We start from the raw sequence: 22,247 nt of genomic DNA, 5'->3' as shown, positions 1-22,247 counted from the left end.
GACGCGGCCTGATAGACAGCCCGCGCCCAGAGAAAGAAAACTGTCAGGCGCCCAGCAATACCCCGGTCCTGAAAGGGCGCGTGCCCGTTACGCGCCCGAGCGGTGCGCCGGCCGTCACAAAGCGAATCGCGCGTCGCATGTAGAACACACCTTCCGTTTTGCTGACGATCGTTGTCGTCTCGTCCGTTAGCGGATCGACGATATCGAATAGCGGTTGCCCGACGCGAATCGTGTCGCCAATCTTCGCGCGATGAATGAGGATTCCGCTCACAGGCGCATAGAACTGTTCGCTGCCGGCCAGCGGGGTGGCCGGCGCCAGCAATTCCGGTAAAGGCTTCGCTTCGAGCTGGATCGCTCTGCGCCACACGAGGTAATCCACCAGCGCGTCGGCATCTTCCTGAGCGACCTCGTAGGAGACGTCGCGCTGTCCGCGGCATTCCACGGTCACGGCAATCGCACCGTTAGGCACCGGCTTGTCGGCCGGCAACGCCTGCTGCAATTGCCACCACAACAGGCTATGCGTTTCGTCGAATGCTTCGCCGCCCGAGTTGGTGGCGAGCAACGACGCCTGCGCCCCGAGATAGCGCGACAAAGGCTCGAACTCGGCCCACGCGGCCTCGCTCGTATAGAGATGCATCGCGGCTTCGAGCGAACAGTGCAGATCGATAATCACATCCGCATCGAACGAGAGTTTCAGCATTGCCAGTTGCAGCGATTCGAATTCCGTCAACGGTTTCTGCGCGGCCAGTTCTTCGCCAATCAACTGGCGAACAATCCGCACATTCTCGGCGGCATCGGAACCCAACGCTTCTTTGGCTTGGGCCACCAACTTCGGAAACTGCAGGAAGTGGCGATTGAAGTTCTTCCCGCTGCCCAGATCGAAGCGGCCAAGAAACTGGCCGAGCACATATTGTCCGAGCCCGACCGGATTCGCTACCGGCACCAGGACGATTTCCGCGTTCAGCGCACCCTGCTTCTCCAGTTCGAGCAAACGGCGCTTGAGCAATACCGTCGTCAGCATGGCGGGCGTTTCATCGGCATGCAGCGACGACTGGATATAGATCTTCTGACCGCTATTCGCGGGTCCGAAGTGAAACGACACCAGTTCACGGTGCGTGCCGATAGCCGGCGAGAGAAGCGGAATCGATTGCCTGTTCATGAGCGTGAGTCTTTAGAAGAAAGTCGGGAGTCGGAGAATCAGTTTCCGTACGGATCGAAGTCGAAGTACTTCTTCGCGATCTGCGCATACGTGCCGTCCTTGCGCATCGAGGCGATCGCCTCGTTGATGGAGGCCTGCACCGCGGTCTCGTCCTTACGTAAGCCGATGCCTACGCCGCGATCGCCCATCGAGAGCGGTTCGCCCACGAACGCAAAGCCCTTGCCCGCCGGCGTGCGCAAGAATCCATAGTCCGCCTCCACCGAACCGAGCAACGCCCCGTCGAGTCGCCCGTTCTCCAGGTCGGCGAAGACTTCTTCCTGGCTCTTGTACGCCACCACGTGCACGCCGAGCGGCGCCCAGTTCTTCAACGCATACCCTTCGAACTGCGTGCCCGACTGCACGCCGATCGACTTGCCTGCCAGCGCGCTCAAGCCGCCCGCAAGCGCGGAACCCTGCCGCGCGATCAGCCGCGATTTGAACTGGAACAGTTTCGACGAAAACAGAATCTGCTGCTCGCGCTTTTCCGTAATCGCCATTGAAGACAGGATCGCGTCGATCTTGCGCGCCTGCAACGCAGGAATCATCCCCGAAAATTCGAGTTCCACCCACTGGCAGCGCGCGTGAATGCGCTTGCAGATTTCATTGCCGAGATCGACGTCGAAGCCTTTGAAACTGCCGTCGGGCGCTTTGGAGTCCATCGGCGGATAGGTCGGATCGATGCCGAGGCGCAGCGTGGTGGAATCAGCGGCAAACGCGCCGCTGCTGAAAGCCAGCGCGGCGCTCAAGATCATCAGCGAAATTTTCATGGGAGGACGGAGTGTGAGGTGGGCGGATTGACTACGGTGCCATCCTATGTGGCGCCCGCGCCTCAAAGAAGTCCCGATCGGACTATCATGATCACTTTTCCCGATCACCGGATGGCAGCCTCCATGGCGTTGACGATCTCCCAACTCCGGGCATTCACCGCCGTCGCCGAGCACGGCAGCATCCGCGCGGCCTCGCGGGCGCTCGGCATTGCGCAGAGTGGCATCACGCAGCAATTGCAGAACCTCGAATCCATGCTCGGCGCCACGCTCTTCACCCGCACGAATCGGGGCATTGCGCTGACCGCGCTCGGCCAGCGGCTGTTGCAGCGGGCCGGCGCGATCATCGGCGAATGCGAACGCGCGGAGCAGGAAGTGCAGCAACTACAAGGCGACTATGTCGGCGAGGTCACGTTCGGCATGACGACCGAGCCGCTCGTCGATGCGTTCGCGCCGGTGCTGATGGAATTTCGCACGCGCTTCGAGCGGGTCGCCGTGCATCTGCGGACCGGCACCTCGCGCATGATGATTTCGTGGATTCGCGAAGGCACGCTGGATTTCGCGGTTGCGCTGGTATCGAAGCATACGGATACCGCCGATCTCTCGGTCATGCCGCTTTATCCGTCCGATCCGGTGATCGTCTGCCGCCAGGGGCATCCGAAAGCGGGCGCGACGTCGCTAGCCGAACTGGTCGATTGCACGTGGGTCGCCACGCGCTCGCCGAATCTCACGGCCGACCCGCAAATCAATCGACTGAGCCATCTGTTCGAGAGCCACGGCTTGCCGCCGCCGAAAATCGTCGCGACGGTGGAAGGCTTGTACGAGACGCTGCATCTGGTGGGCGCAACGGATTGCCTCTCGCTGGAGTCGTCGATCGTTGTGAAGCGTGGGCCGTTTGCGAGCACGCTCACCTCGATTCCCGTGCGCGAGCGCGCGGTCGAGCAGAACGTCTGCCTGTTGCAGCGCGCCGCCATTCCGCTTACGCCCGCTGCGCAGGAACTCGCCACCATGATCGCTTCCTACACGCGCACGGTGCGGGCGCGTTGAAGCGGCGCTGGAATCACACCGCTATTTCGAGCGCGAGCAACTCATCGAGCGTTTGACGACGACGAATCAGTCTAGGCTTGCCATGCTCCAGCAACACCTCGGGCGCGAGCGGCCGGCTGTTGTAGTTCGAAGACATCGACGCGCCGTACGCACCCGCATCGTGAAACACGATGAAGTCGCCCACTTCGGGCGCCGGCATTGACCGGCTCGTCATGACACCACCCTCCGCTTGGGTGAAAACGTCGCCGGCTTCGCACAGCGGCCCGGCCACCGCGAACGAATCGGCCGGTGCGTCACTCGGCGAGCCATCACGTCTCAGCACCGTCATCTCATGATGGCTGCCGTAAAACGACGGCCGCACCAGATCGTTGAATCCAGCATCCACCAAAGCAAACTGCTGCGTGGGGCGCGAGTTCAACGCGTGGACTTCCGCCACGAGCACGCCCGCCTGCGCAACCAGAAAGCGCCCCGGTTCGATCTCCAGCCTCACGCCATGCCCGACGTGCGCTTCGATCTGCCGCCGCGCCGCGTCCCAGAGCCGGAAGTAATGCGCCACATCGATATCGGGCTCGCCTTCGCGGTACGGCACCGACAGACCGCCGCCCGCGGAAATTGCTTCGATATCGTGGCCCAGCCCCTTCACAGCTTCGACCATCGCCTCGCAGACGCGCGACAGATGCCCATAGTCGACGCCCGAGCCGATATGCATGTGCAACCCGACCAGCTTCAGACGATAACGCCGGACCAGTTCAATCGCGCGCGGCACATCGTCGAGCCAGATGCCATGCTTGCTATGCTCGCCGCCCGTGTTCGTCTTGTTGCTGTGCCCGTGGCCGAAGCCTGGATTGATCCGCAGCCAGACGCGATGGTCTTCGGGCGCATGGCGTCCTATCCGCTCGAGCATATCGAGCGAACCCGCGTTGACTGTGATGCGGTGTTCGACCACGGTGGAAAGCGTCGCATGATCGATCAGATCCGCTGTGAACACGACGCCTTCTGGATCGCCTTCTGGTGCAAAACCCGCCGCAAGACTACGACCGATTTCGCCCAACGAGACGGCGTCGACCATGACGCCTTCGTCGCGCATCAGTTTGAGGATATGCAGGTTCGAACACGCCTTCTGCGCGTAGCGGATCACGTCGAAGCTGCGCAATTCGGCAATGCGCTCGCGGATCAGGTCAGCGTTGTAGACCCAAAGCGGCGTGCCATGCTCTTGCGCGAGTCCGACGAATTGTTGCGGATTGAATGGCGTCACGGTCCCCGTCTCTCGATGTCAAAGCGTTGGTGTCAACGACATCATGCTAAAAACGTGGCATTCAGTAAAATACCAATTCCTGGCAACTCCATTCACTTCTGATATACCCATCATGGCGCTCACGCATCGGCATATCGAAGTCTTCCGCGCGCTGATGACAGCGGGCAGCGTCACCAAAGCGGCGGAGATGCTCTTCACCTCGCAGCCCACCGTGAGCCGCGAACTCGCGCGCATGGAACAGAGCATCGGCTTTGCCTTGTTCGAGCGCACGAACGGCCGGCTGCGACCCACCCTGTCCGCGCTCATGTTGTTCGACGAGATCAAGCGCGCGTATGTCGGGCTCGAACGTGTGGCGTCCACCGCCGCCAGCCTGCGTGAATTCCAGGGCGGCCAGTTGTCCGTGATCGCTTTGCCCGCGTTTTCGCATTCGATCCTGCCGGGCGCGGCGAAGCGCTTTCACGACGCCCAACCCGGCGCGAGTTTGTCGATCGCAACGCAGGAATCACCGTTTCTGGAAGAATGGCTGACGGCCCAGCGCTATGACCTCGGCTTGACCGAACATGGCGCGCCGCCAGCGGGCACGCGCCTCACGCCATTGCTCGAAGTGGATGAAGTGTGCGTGCTGCCTGACGGGCATCCATTGCTCAACAAGCGCGTGATCGCGTTGAAAGATTTCGCGAATCAGCCTTTCATCAGCCTGTCGTCGAACGATCCGTACCGGATTCAGATCGACGAAGCCTTCGCGCAAGCGAATATCGCGCGCCGCCAACTCGTCGAGACGCCCACGGCGGTCTCGGTGTGCAGTTTCGTGCGGCAAGGTCTTGGCGTCGCGATCGTCAATCCGCTAACCGCTCTCGATTTCGCGGGCCGCAACCTGCATATCCGGCCGCTCGCCGTGTCGTTGCCGTTTCGCGTGAGCATGATTCATCCGGAACATCGTCCGGGCCACCCGCTCGCCGGCGCGTTCGTTCAGGCGCTGCAAAGCGAAGCCGCCGCGCTCCGGCTACAATTGAAAATCCACACCGGACGCAAGCAGCAATAACGGCGTCGTTCTCGCATCCAAGCACGCGAACGGCCGCCGGCACCCACCGAAAAAAAGTCCGGGCACGCTTCAAGCTAAGCACTGCAGCAAACCGATTGCGCACGCGAACGGCGCACAGCGCGCTCGCGCCGCATGGAGTCCTCTTATGTCGTAGACATCAACAGGAGTTTCCCAAATGATGAATCGAGACAATCCCGTCTGGCTGATCACAGGATGTTCCACCGGATTCGGCCGCGAGCTGGCAAAGCTGGTGCTGGAACGCGGCTGGCGCGCCGTGGTTACCGCGCGCGACCCGTCGAAAGTAAAAGATATCGTGGAAGGCCACGCCGATCGCGCACTGGTTCTGCCGCTCGACGTGACGAACCCCAAGCAGATCGAAGACGTGGTCACGCAAACCAGGCAACGTTTTGGCCGCGTCGATGCGCTCGTCAACAACGCGGGCTATGGTTATCTGGCCGCGATCGAGGAAGGCGAAGACGACGAAGTCCGCGCCATGTTCGAAACCAACGTGTTCGGTCTGGTCGACATGACCAAGGCCGTCCTGCCGATCATGCGTGAGCAGCACAGCGGCTTGATCGTCAACGTGTCGTCGATTGGCGGCATTACGAGCTTCGCGGCGACCGGCTATTACCACGCCACCAAATACGCGGTGGAGGGTCTATCCGAGTCGCTGGCGACCGAGGTGAAACCGCTCGGCATCGACGTGTTGATCGTCGAGCCCGGACCGTTCCGCACCAACTGGGCGGGTCCGTCGATCAAACAGTCGGCGACAGTGATCGACGACTACGCGGCCACGGCCGGCGAACGCCGCAAGCAGACCGAGGCGCGCAGCGGCAAGCAGGCGGGCGACCCGGTGCGCGCGGCGCAGGCAATCATCGACGCTGCGCTGTCGGACAAACCGCCGCTGCGTTTGCTGCTCGGCAAAGTCGCACTCGAACTGGCGCGCAAGAAGCTGGACTTCATGCGTGGCGATTTCGATGCATGGGAAGCCACCACGGTAGGCGCGGATTTTCCGGAGGGCGCGGGTTAATCAGCCGCGCGAGTTATCCGTTGGCCGGGTTAAAACTCGACCAGCGCGAAGTCTTCCTTGCCCACGTCGCAAAGCGGGCAGCGCCAGTCGGCCGGGACGTCCGCCCATCGGGTGCCCGGCGCAATGCCTTCGTCCGGCAAGCCCGCCGCTTCGTCGTAGACCCAGCCGCAGATCACGCAGACCCACTGCTTGAAATCGTCCGCGCAGGCCGCACCGTCGGCGGACGCCTGCGGCGCTTCGGCCGCGTGCGACGCCGGCGTTTCATCCAGGCTCACCACCAACGGCGCGGCCGTGCCTTCGCCGGTTGCCGCGAGACGCGCCTGCAGGCTTTCCAGCAGCCGCTCTGCCTCGGCCTGCGTCAGATCGATCCAGTAGGGATCGCCGGCGCCGTCGTTGAGCCGCTCGGGGGAAAACTGGATTTCTACGGCTACGCCCTTCTTGTACATGGCAAATCGGAATATCGATAAAGCCGGCAGCGCGCCCCAAAGAGACTTTCTTCGGGACGTGCCGGCAGGGGTCGGAAGCGTTGCGCCGAGACTTCGCGCAGAGATTAGACGAACTGGTTCAGCACGATGGCGGCGATCAGGCCGGCGGCGCCGATGAGGCCCAGCAATTGCAGCAGAGTGAGGGATTTACGGGTTGCGGTAGGGATGTGTTGCGTAGTCACGGGCTAGTCTTGAAGATCGGAAAAAGCGAAATGGTACACGGGTACGCGGCCGGCGCATGTCGATTAGCGCAAACCGCCGTGCATTAGCTGCCATTATCGCCGCTCGATCGCCCGGGATTCCCTACCGTCCGGAGATGGATTAATTCCCCTCGAAGGGGAAAGTTTTTCTTACGAATTATCCGCGCGATATTGTCACTGGCGCGAGGCGTCCGGCTTCAAAGAGGCCGGCCTATCAGCTCTTCGCGAGCGGGCTGCCCTGACGCGAATCCCAGAAGCGAATCACCGCCGTATCGCCCGTGCCGGCGCCCACGACCTGATCCGGCGCGCCGCTCTCGCGCAGCAACGCGCGCAGTTCGTTGATGACCGGAAACACCTCGTGATTCCAGTCCGCGCCTTGTGAATCATGGGCGCGCTGTTCGGCTTCGACGATTTCGCGGTCTTCCTTGAAAATGCGTTCGGTGAACCACACCAGCAGCGGCCACGCGAGATTCAGCACGCCGGGAATGCCCGGTTTGCGAATCGACAGCAGCCCGAACGTGCGGTTGGTGCGCTGCTCACGATCGAGCGGCACGTAGACGATCCACAGATTCATCACCAACGTCTGCTCGGACGTGCGGATCTGCAGCGTCTGATACGGATATTCGGTGCGGATCGTCATCACGTCCTTGTCGTTGTCGCCCCCGGTTTTGCGGCTCTGGCCGAACACGATCGCTTCGCCGATCGGCTGCTGACCGGCCATGCGCGCAAAGGTGTAATCGACTTCGACCCAGCCTTCGCCACGGCGCCGGCCGAGCGAGCGCGCCCGCATCTGCCCCATCTGCTTGCGATGCAAAAACTGATGGTTCATGTCCATCAGGTTCTCGTGCATGAACGAGTAGTGGCAATTCACCGGACGGCCGAAACGGCGCGTCTTGTACTTCGTGTCGGACACCGAGCCGAGATCCGGCATGGGCCGTCGTTCGGCCAGAGCGGCGTCGCCGGGGAAAACGAAGATCAGGCCTTCGACTTCGCGGCACGGATAGGAACGCACGCCATTTGGCAGACGGTCGCGGCCCAGATACGGCACGTCGATGCACTTGCCCGAGCAGTCGTACGTCCAGCCGTGGTAGCCGCAGCGAATCGATTCGCCATCCACCACGCCTTGATGCAGTGGCACCTGACGATGCGCACAGCGGTCCTCGAGCGCGAACACCTTGCCGCCCTCCGTGCGCGCCAGCACGATCGGGTCGCCCGCGAACGTGACACCATGCGTCTTGCCCCGCTTCACCTCATGCGACCACGCAAGCGGATACCAGTAGTCTGGGTGGATGCCGACGCGGCGCAGATCGCGCACCGGCGCGTCGTTGGCAGCCTGGCCGGGCGCGTGAGCGGCTTTTTGCGATGCTGTCTGGGGGGGCGACACATCGACGGTCGCATCGCCGGTGTCTTGTTCTAGCGGGGGCACAGCATGCATAGGTGGGTCTCCGTGCACGGGCGGATAGAAGGTTGCCGCCCCGCAGGTTGCGGGCGGCGTCGTCGCCAGTCTACTAGAACCCGACACCGCTTGGGTTCGCGGACCGCGTTCCTTCCCGCGCAAGCGCACCGTCCCGTCACCCGGAACACCGCCTTGAAGAAAGGCGCCGTGTCAGCCTTCGTCGTGCGCCACCAGCCCTGAGCGGCGCTGCACGCCCCACGACCGTCCGCCACGCAGGAAATGCAGCCAGCCGAGCGTGGCGCCCACGTGCCGCACCACTTGGAACGTGAACGGCTCGGCAATCGCCGCGAACACCGCCATCCATAAACTGGAGCCGGTGCGCTCGCCGGTCCAGCGCCGATACAGATGGATGCTCCACAGATAGAACGCGAGATCGATTGCCGTTTTCAGGCCGATCACGCTGAAGATCGACACGACGATCGCGCCATGCCCACCGAGCAGAAAAGCGAGCAGCAGCGCAAAGGCGGTCAAGCCGTAGATCGGCTGCATGGTGTCGATCGCCTTGACCGGCAGCATCAGCATGCCGAGCGTGCCGTAGCGCGGATTGCCGGTCATGTCGCGGTTCCAGTACTGCGTTTGCAGGAAGCCCGCGAACCAGCGGCGCCGTTGACGCAGAAAACTGGCGAGATTGTCCGGTGCGTCGGTGTGGGCATGCGCCTCGCCGACCACGCGCACGTCCCAGTCGAGGCCATGGTCGACCGAATACCGGCGCAGCCGGTGAATCAGCTCGTAGTCTTCAACCAGGCACTGCGGATCGAAGCCGCCCACGTCGACCAGCGCGTCGCGCCTGAACGACGCGAAGGCCCCCGAAATCAGCAGCAGGCTGTCGGCGCGCATCCACGCAAAACGGGCGATGAAGTTGCGCATGTACTCGTAAGTCTGGAACCATTCGAACACGCGCCCCGACACCGACTTGCCGCATACCGGCACCAGAATGCCGGCGGCGGCGACGAGCCTCGGTTCGCTCGCGAAAGCGGCGCGCATGGCGTAGGTGGCGTCGTCGTCGAGCAGGGTGTCGGCGTCGACCGTCATGACGGTTTCCGTGGTCATCACGGTGATCGCGGCGTTCAGCGCGCGCGCCTTGCCGCCGTGCGGCACGCGCAGCCAGAACAGGTTCGGATACAGCGCGCTGGGTGCGCTCAGCACGCCGTCAGCGGCCGCCGTGAGGCCGAAGCGCTCGATCAGCAGCTCGCGCGTCGAGTCGGTAGAGCCGTCGTCGGCAATGACGATCTGCGCCGGCCCATGCGTCTGCCGCAACAGCGCGGCAAGCGTCACCGGCAGCACCGCCGCTTCGTTATGGGACGCGACGATCACGCCCATGCTCGGCAAGCTGCGCCGCTCGAACTCAGGCTCGAGCGGCGGCGTACGCCGCATCAGGGGCAGCGTCTTCCACGTGACGAACGCCAGCAGCAAGGTGTCGTACACCACGTAGGCAATGCCCGTCGACCACGCGAGCGCGCCCTGCAGAAAGAAGGCGCGCGCGAACAGCAGCAGCCACAGCACGACCACGCTCAGATGAATCAACGTACTCAACGGCGTCGAGCGACGCGGCACAATGCGCGGCGACGCGAGCGCGAGAGCCTGTTCCAGGGTTTTCTTCAAAATGACTGCCGGGTAGTCTGTGCTGCGGTTGATAAGTGGACGCGGCGCTTACGGCACCATGCGCTTCAGAACCGACTTGCGATCGATCCACTGATGCTTCAACGCCCCGCCGATATGCATTGCCAGCAGCGCATAGAGCGCGTAGCCGAGCCACGTATGCAACGCGCCGAAGCGGTCGTGCAAGCTTTCCTTGAGCGTCGGATCGAGATTCATCACATAGCCGATACGCGGCCAGGGGAACAGGTCGAACAGGCGCATGGGGTGCGTCGCCGCGTCTTTCCATGCGGAATCGTGCAGCCAGCCGGACAGCGGCAGCGCAATCATCAGCAGATACAGCAGAAAATGCGCGACGTGCGCGGCGATCTTCTCCCACGACGGAAACTCGCGCGGCAACGGCGGCGGCTTGTGCGACACACGCCACAAGATGCGCATGAGCGCGAGACCCAGCACCGTGATCCCGATCGACTTGTGGGTGTCGATCACCGGGCGCACCCAGTCGTCCGGCAGCGAATCCGCGCTCAGGCCGAGCACCACGTTGCCGATCATCAGCAGCGCGATCAGCCAGTGCAGCACCATGGCCGTGCGGGTGTAACGGGACGGCACAGGCGTGCCGCTCGAGTCGGTCAAAGAGTCGGCGTGCGTGTTCATGATTGTTCCGTCCGCAGATTCATTGCTGCGAAAGCTGTTTGATATTCCCGTCATGCCGAGGCGGATTCCGGCGCATGCCACCGCAGCACGGTAGGAGAACGCCCCAGTGTGCGGCTTTATTCCGCCACACGCTTAATAGTATGTTTCAGATTATTTCGCGCGCGCGGCGCAAAGCCGCCATTGCAGCCTAGCCGAGCGTTGCCTCGCGCCGTGCGATCAGCGCGATCGACTCGATTCGCTCCTCGACCCAGCCGTTGGTTGCATGCGCATCCAGTAGCTGCCGGATGCGGGCTTGCAGTTCGTCCAGCCGCTCGCCGAGCCGCTCGCGCGACAGACTCGACATCGACAAGGGCCGCTCGATCAGCGATTCGACCGACGTCCGCCGTGTTTCGACAATCGACACGCGCTCCAGCGCCGAAAATGACGACTTTGCGAGCACCGTGTCGTGACTCTCCCAGTCGTCCGACTTGCGCTGCACGCGCGCCGGGTCGCTCTGCGCGTATTCTTCGAGCAACGCCTGATAGGGCGCGAGCCAGGCAATCGGCGCGTCGGTGACGATCGCCGTCGAGAACAGTGCGAGCGCGCCTTCCGGCTCAATCAGCGCGTCCAGCCTCGCGAGCGTGTCGGGCCGGTCCATCCAGTGAAACGCGCGGCCGATGACAGCCAACCGAAAGCGCCCGAATGCCGGCGACAGATCATAAGAGCTGCCCTGGCGGTATTCGATATTCGGAGCAATTCCAGCGCCCAGGCCTGCCGCGATGCGCAGCATTTCCGGTTCGGGGTCGAGCGCGAGACCCGAACCGACCCACGAGGAAAACGCCAGCGACAGCTGCCCCGGCCCGCAGCCGAGATCGAGCAGCCGGTGCGAACCGCCGAGCTCGCAGGACTGAGCGACGCGGCGAATCAAGCGCGGCGAATACGGTGGACGGCCCGCCAGATAATGAGCGGCGTTGGTCTTGAAGCGGTCGGGGACGAAGGGAATCGGAGCGGTCATCGGCGGTTCCTGGCAGGTGGGTTGCGGCAACAGGCAAGCGAACAGAACGCCATTGTCGTTGCTGCGGCACATTTGCGCCGACGTTGCCATGCAATTCGATCAGATCGGGCGTCCATACTTCAGGATCGATTCTGATTGGATACCCATATCGCTGCGCAGTTTCCGGCAACACGACAAATCGTCAGTGCTGCTTCTACGAGACGGCGCCCCTCAGAAAGGCGCGCGCGCAAACACAATGAAAGGCGGCCGGCACGCCGTATCCCGCTTTGGGGGTTGGAGAACCTCGCCGGCCGTTGCTCAACGCTCCACAAACCGCTTCACAAACCGATAGTGACCGACCCCCCACTCGTTCCCGTTTGCATAGCCGAACAGCTCGGCCACGGCCATATAGAACATGCGCCAGCGTTGCAGCCATACGGCCGCATCGCGCGCGCCGTAGGTATCGACGAGCATCGGCATTACCCGGTCACGTGCCGCGTCGAGCGCGGCGAGCCAATGATTCGCCGTGCGCTCGTAATGCGTGCCGCTCACCCACCACTGCCGCTCCATGCGCAGGTCGTCCTGGAAATTGAGCAGCAGCGCCTCGGACGGCATGGTGCCGCCGGTGAAGAAATATTTCGACATCCAGTCGCTGCCGTCCTGCACCTGAAAGTGATACGCGAGCGTGCGGTGTACGAAGATGTGCACGAACAGCTTGGCGTCCTCGCGCATCCAGCCCGCAATTTTCGCGAGCAGCAAGCCGTAGTTTTTCATGTGCTCGAACATCTCGATCGACACCACGCGATCAAAGCCGCAGCCAAGCTGTTCGTCAGTGAATTCGAAATCGACAATGTTGCCCGTGACCACCGAGAGGTTGCGCAAGCCCGCCTGCTCCGCGCGCGCTTCAATGAACGCGCGCTGCCCGTGCGAGTTCGATAGCGCGACGATCCGCGAATTCGGATAGCGAGCCGCCAGCCATAACGACAACGAACCCCAGCCGCAGCCGAGATCGAGAATCCGCTGACCGTCGGCCAGTTCCGCGCGCTCGGCGTAGCGTTCCAGCATGGCCGCCTCGGCTTGCGCAAGCGTCTCGCTGCCGGTCGGATACAGGCAGCACGAATACTTCAGATGCGGCCCGAGATGCGCGTGAAAGAACGAAGCCGGCACCTCGTAATGCTGCGTGTTGGCGGCTTGCGTTTCGATCGCGATCGGGCTCGCACGCAGATCATCGAGCAGACGGTTGAGGCGTTGCACGCGCACCTCGCCGTTATTGAGCGCTTCGTCGCGCAGGCGCTGGCGCATCAACTGCCGCATGCCGAAACGGATCACGCCGTCGGGCAGCCAGCCACGTTCGCAGCTCTGAATGAGCCAGCCGTCGCCGGGCTCGGCGGGTGACGGCGGCAGGGTGTGACCGGTGGTGGAAAGGCTCATGAAACAGACTCCCTATCGTTTTTTCGCGATTTTTATTTTGAAGGTGTGCAGGCGCCCTGCGCGAGCGTTCACTGCCGCGGCGGCCACGGAATCAATGCGCTGGTGGTGCGCATGTAATCGGCGTAACCGGGGCGCCGCTTTGCCATGCTTTCTTCGAGCAGCGGGATGCCGGAGAGCTTCAGCAATAGAAACGCCATGAGTACCGGCGGCAGCAGCGTGAACCAGCCCCACGGCGTGCCAATCGAGAGTGCGATATACGCGAGCCAATGCACGCATTCGAAGAAGTAATTCGGATGACGCGAGTAACGCCATAAGCCGACGCGGCACACGGTATCGCGATTCGCCAGATTGGCCTTGAAGTCTCGCAACTGGCGGTCCGCTATACCCTCGCCGGCCACGGAGACGATCCACACGACCACGGCCAGTACGATCCATCCCGTGGCCGGCGCGGTGCCGCGATACGACGGCACCAGAAACGCGATCGAAAGCAGCATCGAAATCACGACTTGCAACTGGAAAAACCAGAACATCCTGCTCGCCGCCTTGTCGCCCCATTCTTCGCGGAAGCGGCGATAGCGCGCGTCTTCGGGCTTGCCGGCATTGCGCTTCCACAGATGCGTGCCGAGCCGAACACCCCAGATCAACCCACCTAGCGCGGTCAGAGCGCGCGCGACCGGGTCGCCTGTGCCGAGCACCGCGTAGAGCACGGCCACGAGACCGAGCGAATACGCCCAGATGGGATCGACCATGCCGGCGTTTTCGGTTTTCAACTGCCATGCCCAGACCGCGCTGAAAATCACGACGAGCCCAATCAGGGCAATCACGGCGGCGGCAAGTGCTGGCATGGATTCCTCGTTCAAAGGCGATGCGGGTTATACGCTTCGAAAGCGCGATCGGATGCGTCCGGCGCGCCCGCTAGTCCTTGTCGCCCGGCGAGGCGAAGCCTGCTTTGCCCAACTGATCCGGCCGCTGCGGCACGCGTCTGAAGCGCGACGTGTCGTAACCCATCGCGTCGAGCCGGCCGAGCAGGGCACGATACGTTTCATCGCTCATGTCCGGCTCGCGGGAAAAAATCCAGCCGAGGTTTTTGCCGGGATAGCCGAGGATCGTGTAGCGATAGTCCGGATCGACATAGAGCGTCAGTTGCGTCACGTGGACCGGCCAGAACAGTTGCACGCTCCACTCGCCACCGTCTTTGCCCGGCACGGGCGTGTCGAGAAACTGATAGTGCTTTTCCTCGGCGTCGAAACTCTTTTTGCGGCCGTAGTACGAGTCCTCGATCTTGCCGTCGTCGCGCAATTTCCATTCCGCGCGGCTCCCCACCATGTCGCGCTCGGCGAAATAGGGAATGTTCGCGATGATGTACCAGCGGCCCATATAGCGCGGCAAGTCGACCGGCACCGTGGAGAGCGGTTCGCTCGCGCGCGGGTTGGGATTGGGCGGATCGTTGGAGCAGCCCGCGAGCGAGAACAGCAGAAATGCCGCAGCAGCGGCGGCGACGGTGGTAAGCACAACACGGCGCATGGCAATGGCCTCGAACGTAGCGGATATAAAGGTATTACGTTCGATGGGGCCGGATGGATGCGCGCGCCGACCGCGAATCCGCGCGGCGACACTGCAAAGCATGTGCGGGCGACGCTCGGCGCGTGCGGGACAGTTTCCGGCGATCTGACCGCCGTGCCTTCGAGGCTAGCCGACCCTGCCCGCGTTCGGGGAGTTTCCATCCAAACGACGGTTCAGCGCAGCGTAAGCCGCGCCATCCGGTTAGCATTGAGGTGTCTGCAACGCCCTCTCCTACCTGAATCGCCCGCTCATGCCTTCCCGCTTCAATGCCGCGTTTACCGCCTTGCTCGCCGCCGCCCTGTTCGGCGCGACGACCCCGCTCGCCAAAGCGCTGCTCGGCTCGCTCTCGCCGTTCCTGCTTGCCGGGCTGTTCTATCTCGGCAGCGGCGCGGGCCTTGCCGCCCTGATTCTGGCGCGCCGGCTCAAAGGCGGGCGCACCGGGCAACCGGCCGACCACAGCCGCTTCCCGTTACGCGAGGTGCCATGGCTGGCCGGCGCGATCGTGGCCGGCGGCGTCGTGGGGCCCGCTTTATTGATGCTGGGTCTGAAAACAACGCCCGCCGCCACCGGTTCCCTGCTGCTCAATCTGGAAGGGGTGTTCACCGCTCTGATCGCCTGGGTCGTGTTTCGCGAAAATGTCGACGTGCAGGTGTTCCTCGGCATGGCCGCGATCGTCGCGGGCGGCGTGGCGCTCTCCTGGCAGCCGGGCGCGGCGGGCCTGCCGCCCGGCACGCTGCTGCTGGCCGGCGCGTGCGCGTGCTGGGCCGTCGACAACAACCTCACGCGCAAGGTATCCGCGCACGACGCCATGTTCATCGCCTGCGTAAAAGGGCTCGTGGCCGGTTCGGTCAACGTGACGCTCGCGTTCGTACTCGGTGCCGCATGGCCGAGCGTGCCGACCGTCGCGCTCGCCATGCTCACGGGTTTTGCGGGCTACGGCGTCAGCCTCGTGCTGTTCGTCGTCGCGTTGCGCAATCTCGGCACGGCGCGAACGGGCGCCTACTTCTCCGTCGCGCCGCTGTTCGGCGTGACCTTGTCGTGGCTGCTCTGGCCGGAAATGCCGCCGCCGCTGTTCTGGATCGCCGCCGCGCTGATGACGTTGGGCGTGTGGCTGCACATTCGCGAGCGTCACGAACATCCTCACACGCACGATCCGCTCGAACATACGCACCGTCACCGGCACGACGCGCATCATCAGCACGAGCACGACTTCGCGTGGGACGGCGCCGAGCCGCACACGCATCCGCACCAACATGCACCCATCACGCATGCGCACGCGCATTTCCCAGATATTCACCACCGGCATACGCATTGATTTTCCGGCTAGCCGCGCCACACGGTGACTTGCTGCACCGCAAGACAAAAATCTCTGTGAATTGAATCATGTGATAGATCGATTCAATTGGCATGCCCGTGCATCGCATCCTCTAATGAAACTCCTGCTGTGCGCGCTGTGTCCGTCCAACCTGCCTGGCATCCTTGGAGAAGCCCATGTCTCAACCCGAGCCCAACGTAGACGAATTGGTGAGAAGCATCGCCGAGGAAACCGACACGCCAACGGAAACGGTCTCGAAGCTGTACGCGGACATCCTGGCTGTTTATCGTCAGGACGCGCGTGTATTCGATTACGTACCGCTCTTTGCGGCGAAAAAAGTCCGCAATCAGCTTCGTCGTAGCGCGGACCGCAAACACTGACACCGCGGCGCGCGGAGCCCCCTGCTCGCTGAACATTTCGTCTGGATAGACTCGCGCGCGAACGTACGCAACGCGCGCCGATTATTTTTCCCGCTGCTAGACTCTGACCCAGGACCATTGACTGGGGGGAGTTGGCATGCGGATAACAATCGTAGGCGCGGGCATTACCGGCTTGAGCACGGCGTGGTCGCTCTCAAAACAGGGACACGACATCACACTAATCGAGCAAGGCTCGATTCCCAATCCACTCGCCGCTTCAGGCGACCGGCATCGCATGATTCGCCGTGCCTACGGCGATGCGGACGGCTACGCGCACACCATCGACGAGGCGTTCGACAGCTGGGACCTGCTGTGGAACGACCTCGGCGTTTCACACTATGCAAACTGCGGAGTACTCGGCATTTCACAATTCGCGGGCGACGGCGCCGAGCAGTTCCGCGCCGGACTCGACCGCATGAATTTCGAGTATGAAAGGCTTGAGCCACGCGATGCCGCCGCGCGGTTTCCCTTTCTCGACCCCAACACCTTTCGTTATGCTTACTTCGATCGCGACGGTGGTGCGCTGTTCAGCGAACGCATTGCACGCGACATGAAAGCGTGGCTCAAGATGCGCGGCGCCGATATTCGCATGCACACGAAGGTGCTCGCGGTCGATCCGCACACCGCTTCCGTGCGTCTCGAAGACGACACTCTCGTGCGTGCCGACAAGCTCGTGGTCGCCGCGGGCGCATGGACGTTGCAACTGTTCCCGGCGCTCGCCGAAAACCTGATGACTTATCGCAATACCGTCGCTTATCTGGAGCCGCCGGCGGATCTGGAAGACGCGTGGTCGACGGCACCCGCGATCGTCGACATTGGCGGCAAGAATGACGGCTATGTGCTGCCACCAATCGACGGCGTCGGTCTGAAGTTCGGTGCGGGTGTCAATAAAACACTTGCGCTCGACCCCGACGCCAATCGCATTGCCGCGCCTGGCGAGGGCGACCGTTTGCGCCGGATGTTTTCGCCGCCGTTCAGCCGCATAGACGAATATACGGTATCCGAAGTAAAAACCTGCGCGTACACCTTCACGGCGGACAAGCGGTTCTTTTCGAAGCGCATTGGCAACACGCTAGTGGTGTCGGCTTGCTCCGGACACGGGTATAAATTCGGCGCGGCGGTGGGACGCCGAATCGCGGAGTCGCTGGAAACCGGCGACGATGCGCTGCTCACGCGATGGCTCAAGGCGGAAACGGTCTAGCGCGCCATGGCGGAGGCGATCACCCTGCGCGTGGCTCCAAGTTCTGGCCGCTTTGTGGAGCTAACAATCGTGCGACAAATTTCTTATGCTGACGGTTTGAGAATCTTCACTTAACGAGGAATCAAACATGTCAGGCCCGATTCAGATCCGCCCTGTCGCACCCGCCGATTTCGACGCGTGGTTGCCGCTATGGGACGCCTACAACGCGTTCTATGGCCGCTCGGGCGAAACAGCGCTGCCGCGCGAAATCACGAAAATCACTTGGGGGCGTTTCTTCGACGGCTATGAGCCGATGCATGCCATGGTCGCCGAACGCAACGGCCAGTTGCTCGGTCTCGTGCATTTTCTGTATCACCGTCACACCACCATGGCGGGACCCATCTGCTATCTGCAAGACCTCTATACGCTCGATAGCGAACGCGGCAAAGGCGTGGGCCGAGCATTGATCGAGGCGGTATATGCACGCGCCAAAGCCGATGGCTCGCAGCGCGTTTACTGGCAGACACACGAAACCAATCAGACGGCGATGAAGCTGTATGACCAGGTCGCGGACCGCTCGGGTTTCGTGGTTTATCGCAAAGCGCTGTGATGTCGACGTTGCGATAGCGATCGCTATCGCGCAGCACGCTCGTCTAGCGCGCTTCGAGTACCTCTCTCCACGCCGTGTGCCACGCACGGCTCGCCGCTTTCGCATGTCCGGCCGATCATCCGGCCGCCATGCGCAGCGCATCCCACGATCCGATTCCCTCAGCGACCTTTTGTCCGCGCCGCTCAAGTTTGCGTGCGGTCTGCCGTTATCGCCATTGGACGGAGCTACACCCGGCTCCACGCAATGCATCAGCGAAAACCTGGGCGGTCTCCTCACGGAGGGGCGCAAACGAATCGGAAACCGTACATGCCTTCGATCATCGGCATCGATCTTGGAACCACGCATAGTCTCGCGGCAATCTGGCGCGACAATCACGCTGTCCTCATCCCGAACGCGTTAGGCGAGACGCTCACGCCCTCGTGCGTTTCCATCGACGACGACGGCTCGATCCTCGTCGGCCGCCCCGCCCACGATCGCCTGCATACGCATCTGCAACGTACCGCTGCAAACTTCAAGCGCTACATGGGCACGAGCCGCACCGTGTCGCTCGGCGCGCAAACGCTGCGCCCCGAAGAGCTGTCTTCTCTCGTACTCAAATCATTGAAGGCCGATGCCGAAGCTTTTCTCGGCGAAGCGATCAGCGACGCGGTGATCGCCGTGCCCGCCTATTTCAGCGATGCACAACGTAAAGCCACGCGCATCGCCGGGGAACTGGCCGGTCTCAATGTACTGCGTCTCGTCAACGAACCGACAGCGGCCGCGCTGGCGTATGGCGTGCATCAACGCGATTGCGAGCGCAAATTTCTGATCTTCGATCTCGGCGGCGGCACCTTCGACGTTTCCGTGCTCGACTTCTTCGAAGGTGTGATGGAGGTGCGCGCGAGCACCGGCGACAATTTTCTGGGCGGTGAAGATTTCACCGAGGCACTGGTCGAGTTGTTCTGCCAGCGCAACGGCCTCAAGGTCAGATCGCTCGCGCCGGTTGCAGCACAGCGTCTGCATCAGCAGGCCGAACGTGCGAAGCGTCAGTTCACGCAGAGCGGCGTTGAAAGCGTCACCCTCGAGCTTGCAGCCGGCGACGACAAGTACACGCTCCAACTCGACGCAGCCGCCGCGGAGCGCACTTGCGAGCATTTGCTGGAACGGCTGCGTAAGCCGGTAGAACGCGCCTTGCGTGATTCGAAAATCGCCGTGGCTGCGCTCGACGAGATCATTCTCGTGGGTGGTGCGTCGCGCATGCCGATGGTCCGCAAGCTGGTCTCGAAGATGTTCGGTCGCCTGCCCACCGGACATTTGAATCCGGACGAGGTGGTCGCACTCGGCGCTGCGGTACAGGCCGGTCTCGTTGGACGCGACGCCGGGCTCGACGAAATGGTGCTGACCGATGTCGCGCCGTATAGCCTCGGCATCGACACGGCCATGCAAGTCGGTCCGGGCCAATTCGTGCCGGGTCACTTTCTGCCGATCATCGAGCGCAATACGATCGTGCCGGTGAGCCGCATGCAGCGCATCTTTACCGTGCGCGACCGTCAGCCGATACTCAACCTCAAGGTGTTTCAGGGCGAAGCGCGGCTGACCGCGGACAACGTATCGCTCGGCGAATTCACGCTCGAAGTGCCGCTCAAACCAGCGGGCGAAGCAGGCGCGGATGTGCGCTTCACTTACGACATCAACGGTGTGCTCGAAGTGGAAGCCACCGCGTTTCCGGACGGCAAGAAACGCGCAATGGTGATTGAAGAGAACCCCGGTGTGATGACGCCGGAAGAAATCCGCGAGCGCCTCGCTGCATTGAGCGCGCTGAAGATTCATCCACGCGACCAACTCGAGAACCGGACGTTGTTGACGCGCGCGGACCGTGTCTACGAAGAAACGCTGGGCGACCATCGGCAATATCTGGCCGCGCATATCGCTCGCTTCCAGGCGCTGATCGAGCATCAGAATGCCGATGAAATCGCGCAGGCGCGCGGCGAACTGGGCGCGCTGCTCGACCGCTTTGATGTGCATGTGACTTATTGAGCGGCCATGAACACGATTGCGAACAATCATTGGCCTTGGGACGTGCTCGGCATCGAGTCGAATGCCGACGAGCGTGCGGTGCGTCGCGCCTATGCGCGGCTGTTGAAGCAACAGCGTCCGGACGAAGATGCCGAGGCGTTTCAGCGTTTGCGGTATGCGTATGAGTCCGCGTTGCAGATGGCGAGCGGTACGGCCGCACAGAAATCGACCACGGCGCCCACGCAGGTGAATGTGGACGGCATCGCGACCGCGGAGTTGACCGAACCCACGCAGAGATCTACAAAAGCGCCTGTGATGCTGTCCATTACGGCCGACACCTCTGAAGTTCAGGCCGCTCGCGAACTGGACGCTTTCGAAACCGCAGTCCAACTCTGGCAAAACTTCGTCGCGCACACGGATGATCTCGGGTCGCGGCGGACACTGCAAGATCTATTTGCCCGCGTTATCAACATTCCGACGCGCGACGAACTCGAATGGCAGGCGCTGTGCCATTGTCTAAACGAGGACACGCCGGCAACGCTGCGCACGAACCTAAGTGCGGTCCTCGGCTGGCGGGACAACGCGACGCACCTGCGGCGGCGCAATGCGGCCATTGCGGCGCTCGCGCTGGACCGCGTGTTTGCCGACGAGGACTATGACGCGCTGCGCCTGCGCTTTCCCAACGCGATGGCGTTGCTCGAAGGGCCATTGCCTCAAATGACGGTCGGCGCCAGAGCGCTGCTTCGTGCCGGCGTGCGCGCCGAGATGGAGCAACTGCTGATCGCGCTATGCCGTTACCATCCCAACGTCGTGCGGCTGAGGCTCAATGCCGAGAAGGTCGATTTCTGGGGCCGCTGCCTCAAGTTTCGCATTAGCGCGGGCCGCCTGCTTGGTCCGGCGCTCGCGCTGAATGCGTGGTGCGGATTGCTGTTTGCCGATGCTTCGCTCAATTCCAGTCGCGGCCGATGGTTCGATCAGTGGGCGCCGGCTCAATTGGGCATTCTTGTTTCGACACTCATGCTTGCTTTGGTGATGGTCGCTGCCGCCACCGTGTTGCTGTCCGAAGGCCAGCAACAAAAACTGCGGGCGTTACGCGCGATCGGTTGGCTGCGCTATGGGTGGGTTCCTGTGTGGCTTGGTGCGACCACCATTTCGCTGTGCGAAGACGGCAGCGGAAGATCGACTTCGATCGCGATGGCCACGCTAGGGGTCTGCACGATTTGGGCTGCGTTGATTTACGGGTGGCCGCCTGTGAAGGAACTCGCGATACTTGCGGCCTTCAGTGCGACGGCGCTGGGCTTTGCCGGGCACTGGATCGCTACGGACTCGCATGCGTGGTTGATGCCTTATGCGCACGGCGTGTTGTTCGCGTTCTTCATTTCGTTTTCGCAGGCGGAATGGCGCGAATGGGTTGCGCGTCGGCCGCCTGTGTTTTGGGCTTGTGTGCCTGTATGGTTCGCCGGGTTCGCAGCGTTGATCGTGTTGCTGGTACAGCGCGAAGCGCGCGCGACACAGTTTGCGTGGGCCTTGTTTACGGTGATGTCGGCGACGGGTGGCGTGCTGGCGACGACGCGTTGGAGCGATCTGCGTGCGGCTATACCAGCGTTTTTTCGCGGTTATACGAATCTCGTGTGGATGGCGTTGGCGATTTATAAGCCGGATATCGTCGCGTGCGCGGGCGCGGGGTTGATGAGTGTGTGGGTGATTGAAGGGTGCAGGCGGCGGGTGGGGTAGGTGGAGGGAACAACGCTCAACCTAATTTACGCCGTCACTTGCATAAACATATATGTCAACGGTCGCACCTACGTCGCCAACTGCCTTGAGAAACGATGGCGTGAGCGAAATCGGGTAAATAGCTGTGTCGGGCAACCAGAAGAGGCCCATGCGGAACTCGACCGCGTCCACCCCTGGAAACCTGGCCAGCCGCCTCACTTCAGCCTCGTAGCTTCGCAAGAAACTGAGTGTCGCATTAATCTGCGGTTCAAGGAGATGCTCGTCAATTGGCGACACAGCGATTTGTAGGAACGAGGACTC

21 protein-coding genes are annotated in these 22,247 nt (G+C 62.4%); 9 read left to right on the top strand and 12 right to left on the bottom strand.

What is annotated here, in order from left to right; translation table 11 throughout:
- Positions 1-43: 43 nt before the first annotated feature.
- Entirely contained in the window at positions 44-1,159 is a 1,116-nt protein-coding gene (locus P0D70_RS20705; protein WP_091805554.1) for a succinylglutamate desuccinylase/aspartoacylase family protein, read from the bottom strand.
- Between the two features lie 38 nt (positions 1,160-1,197).
- Positions 1,198-1,965, bottom strand: coding sequence for a transporter substrate-binding domain-containing protein (locus tag P0D70_RS20700; protein WP_408185858.1), 768 nt, complete (start codon positions 1,963-1,965; stop codon positions 1,198-1,200).
- Positions 1,966-2,088: 123 nt separating this feature from the next.
- On the opposite strand from P0D70_RS20700, the gene P0D70_RS20695 reads away from it, so the two are divergent.
- Positions 2,089-3,009, top strand: coding sequence for a LysR substrate-binding domain-containing protein (locus P0D70_RS20695; protein WP_408185903.1), 921 nt, complete (start codon positions 2,089-2,091; stop codon positions 3,007-3,009).
- A 13-nt stretch (positions 3,010-3,022) separates the two neighbouring features.
- Here P0D70_RS20695 and lysA read toward each other — a convergent pair whose 3' ends face one another.
- Positions 3,023-4,264, bottom strand: a complete 1,242-nt coding sequence (gene lysA, locus P0D70_RS20690; protein WP_408185857.1) for a diaminopimelate decarboxylase — start codon at positions 4,262-4,264, stop codon at positions 3,023-3,025.
- A 112-nt stretch (positions 4,265-4,376) separates the two neighbouring features.
- Between lysA and P0D70_RS20685 the strand changes: the two genes are divergently transcribed.
- Both P0D70_RS20685 and P0D70_RS20680 read left to right on the top strand, forming a co-directional pair.
- Positions 4,377-5,306, top strand: a complete 930-nt coding sequence (locus tag P0D70_RS20685; RefSeq protein ID WP_408185856.1) for a LysR family transcriptional regulator — start codon at positions 4,377-4,379, stop codon at positions 5,304-5,306.
- Between the two features lie 175 nt (positions 5,307-5,481).
- Positions 5,482-6,336: an oxidoreductase gene (locus P0D70_RS20680; protein WP_408185855.1), complete on the top strand. Its 855-nt coding sequence runs from the start codon at positions 5,482-5,484 to the stop codon at positions 6,334-6,336.
- 29 nt (positions 6,337-6,365) lie between these two features.
- Here P0D70_RS20680 and P0D70_RS20675 read toward each other — a convergent pair whose 3' ends face one another.
- The 8 genes from P0D70_RS20675 to P0D70_RS20640 all read right to left on the bottom strand — a co-directional run bounded on the left by P0D70_RS20675 (position 6,366) and on the right by P0D70_RS20640 (position 14,655).
- A complete protein-coding gene (locus P0D70_RS20675) occupies positions 6,366-6,782 on the bottom strand; it encodes a rubredoxin (RefSeq protein ID WP_091805538.1) in 417 nt (138 codons plus the stop codon).
- A gap of 453 nt (positions 6,783-7,235) precedes the next feature.
- Entirely contained in the window at positions 7,236-8,456 is a 1,221-nt protein-coding gene (locus P0D70_RS20670) for a Rieske 2Fe-2S domain-containing protein (RefSeq protein WP_408185854.1), read from the bottom strand.
- Positions 8,457-8,627: 171 nt separating this feature from the next.
- A complete protein-coding gene (locus P0D70_RS20665; protein ID WP_408185853.1) occupies positions 8,628-10,079 on the bottom strand; it encodes a glycosyltransferase family 2 protein in 1,452 nt (483 codons plus the stop codon).
- 48 nt (positions 10,080-10,127) lie between these two features.
- Positions 10,128-10,727, bottom strand: a complete 600-nt coding sequence (locus P0D70_RS20660) for a cytochrome b (RefSeq protein ID WP_091805529.1) — start codon at positions 10,725-10,727, stop codon at positions 10,128-10,130.
- A 187-nt stretch (positions 10,728-10,914) separates the two neighbouring features.
- Positions 10,915-11,721, bottom strand: a complete 807-nt coding sequence (locus P0D70_RS20655) for a class I SAM-dependent methyltransferase (protein WP_408185852.1) — start codon at positions 11,719-11,721, stop codon at positions 10,915-10,917.
- 297 nt (positions 11,722-12,018) lie between these two features.
- Positions 12,019-13,131: an SAM-dependent methyltransferase gene (locus P0D70_RS20650; RefSeq protein ID WP_408185851.1), complete on the bottom strand. Its 1,113-nt coding sequence runs from the start codon at positions 13,129-13,131 to the stop codon at positions 12,019-12,021.
- A gap of 68 nt (positions 13,132-13,199) precedes the next feature.
- Positions 13,200-13,976, bottom strand: coding sequence for a DUF1295 domain-containing protein (locus P0D70_RS20645; protein ID WP_408185850.1), 777 nt, complete (start codon positions 13,974-13,976; stop codon positions 13,200-13,202).
- A gap of 70 nt (positions 13,977-14,046) precedes the next feature.
- A complete protein-coding gene (locus tag P0D70_RS20640) occupies positions 14,047-14,655 on the bottom strand; it encodes a lipocalin family protein (protein WP_408185849.1) in 609 nt (202 codons plus the stop codon).
- A 289-nt stretch (positions 14,656-14,944) separates the two neighbouring features.
- On the opposite strand from P0D70_RS20640, the gene P0D70_RS20635 reads away from it, so the two are divergent.
- The 6 genes from P0D70_RS20635 to P0D70_RS20610 all read left to right on the top strand — a co-directional run bounded on the left by P0D70_RS20635 (position 14,945) and on the right by P0D70_RS20610 (position 21,947).
- The gene (locus P0D70_RS20635) at positions 14,945-16,009 is read left to right on the top strand and encodes a DMT family transporter (RefSeq protein WP_091805520.1); all 1,065 of its coding nucleotides are present in this window, start codon (positions 14,945-14,947) and stop codon (positions 16,007-16,009) included.
- A gap of 176 nt (positions 16,010-16,185) precedes the next feature.
- Positions 16,186-16,389, top strand: a complete 204-nt coding sequence (locus P0D70_RS20630) for a DUF3562 domain-containing protein (RefSeq protein ID WP_408185848.1) — start codon at positions 16,186-16,188, stop codon at positions 16,387-16,389.
- Between the two features lie 136 nt (positions 16,390-16,525).
- Complete coding sequence (locus tag P0D70_RS20625) at positions 16,526-17,629, top strand: NAD(P)/FAD-dependent oxidoreductase (RefSeq protein ID WP_408185847.1); 1,104 nt, start codon at positions 16,526-16,528, stop codon at positions 17,627-17,629.
- 127 nt (positions 17,630-17,756) lie between these two features.
- Positions 17,757-18,218 carry a GNAT family N-acetyltransferase gene (locus tag P0D70_RS20620; RefSeq protein WP_091805514.1) on the top strand — a complete coding sequence of 154 codons (462 nt, stop codon included), beginning with the start codon at positions 17,757-17,759 and terminating at the stop codon, positions 18,216-18,218.
- 306 nt (positions 18,219-18,524) lie between these two features.
- Positions 18,525-20,234 carry an Hsp70 family protein gene (locus tag P0D70_RS20615; RefSeq protein ID WP_408185846.1) on the top strand — a complete coding sequence of 570 codons (1,710 nt, stop codon included), beginning with the start codon at positions 18,525-18,527 and terminating at the stop codon, positions 20,232-20,234.
- A 6-nt stretch (positions 20,235-20,240) separates the two neighbouring features.
- Positions 20,241-21,947: a J domain-containing protein gene (locus P0D70_RS20610; protein ID WP_408185845.1), complete on the top strand. Its 1,707-nt coding sequence runs from the start codon at positions 20,241-20,243 to the stop codon at positions 21,945-21,947.
- Positions 21,948-21,968: 21 nt separating this feature from the next.
- Here the strand turns inward: P0D70_RS20610 and P0D70_RS20605 are convergent.
- On the bottom strand, positions 21,969-22,247 hold a 279-nt coding region (locus P0D70_RS20605), incomplete at its 5' end, for a hypothetical protein (protein WP_408185844.1).

The sequence above is a fragment of the Paraburkholderia sp. RL17-381-BIF-C genome, from assembly GCF_046026435.1.
GTDB lineage: Bacteria > Pseudomonadota > Gammaproteobacteria > Burkholderiales > Burkholderiaceae > Paraburkholderia.
This window is presented reverse-complemented; position numbering and strand designations above follow the sequence as displayed.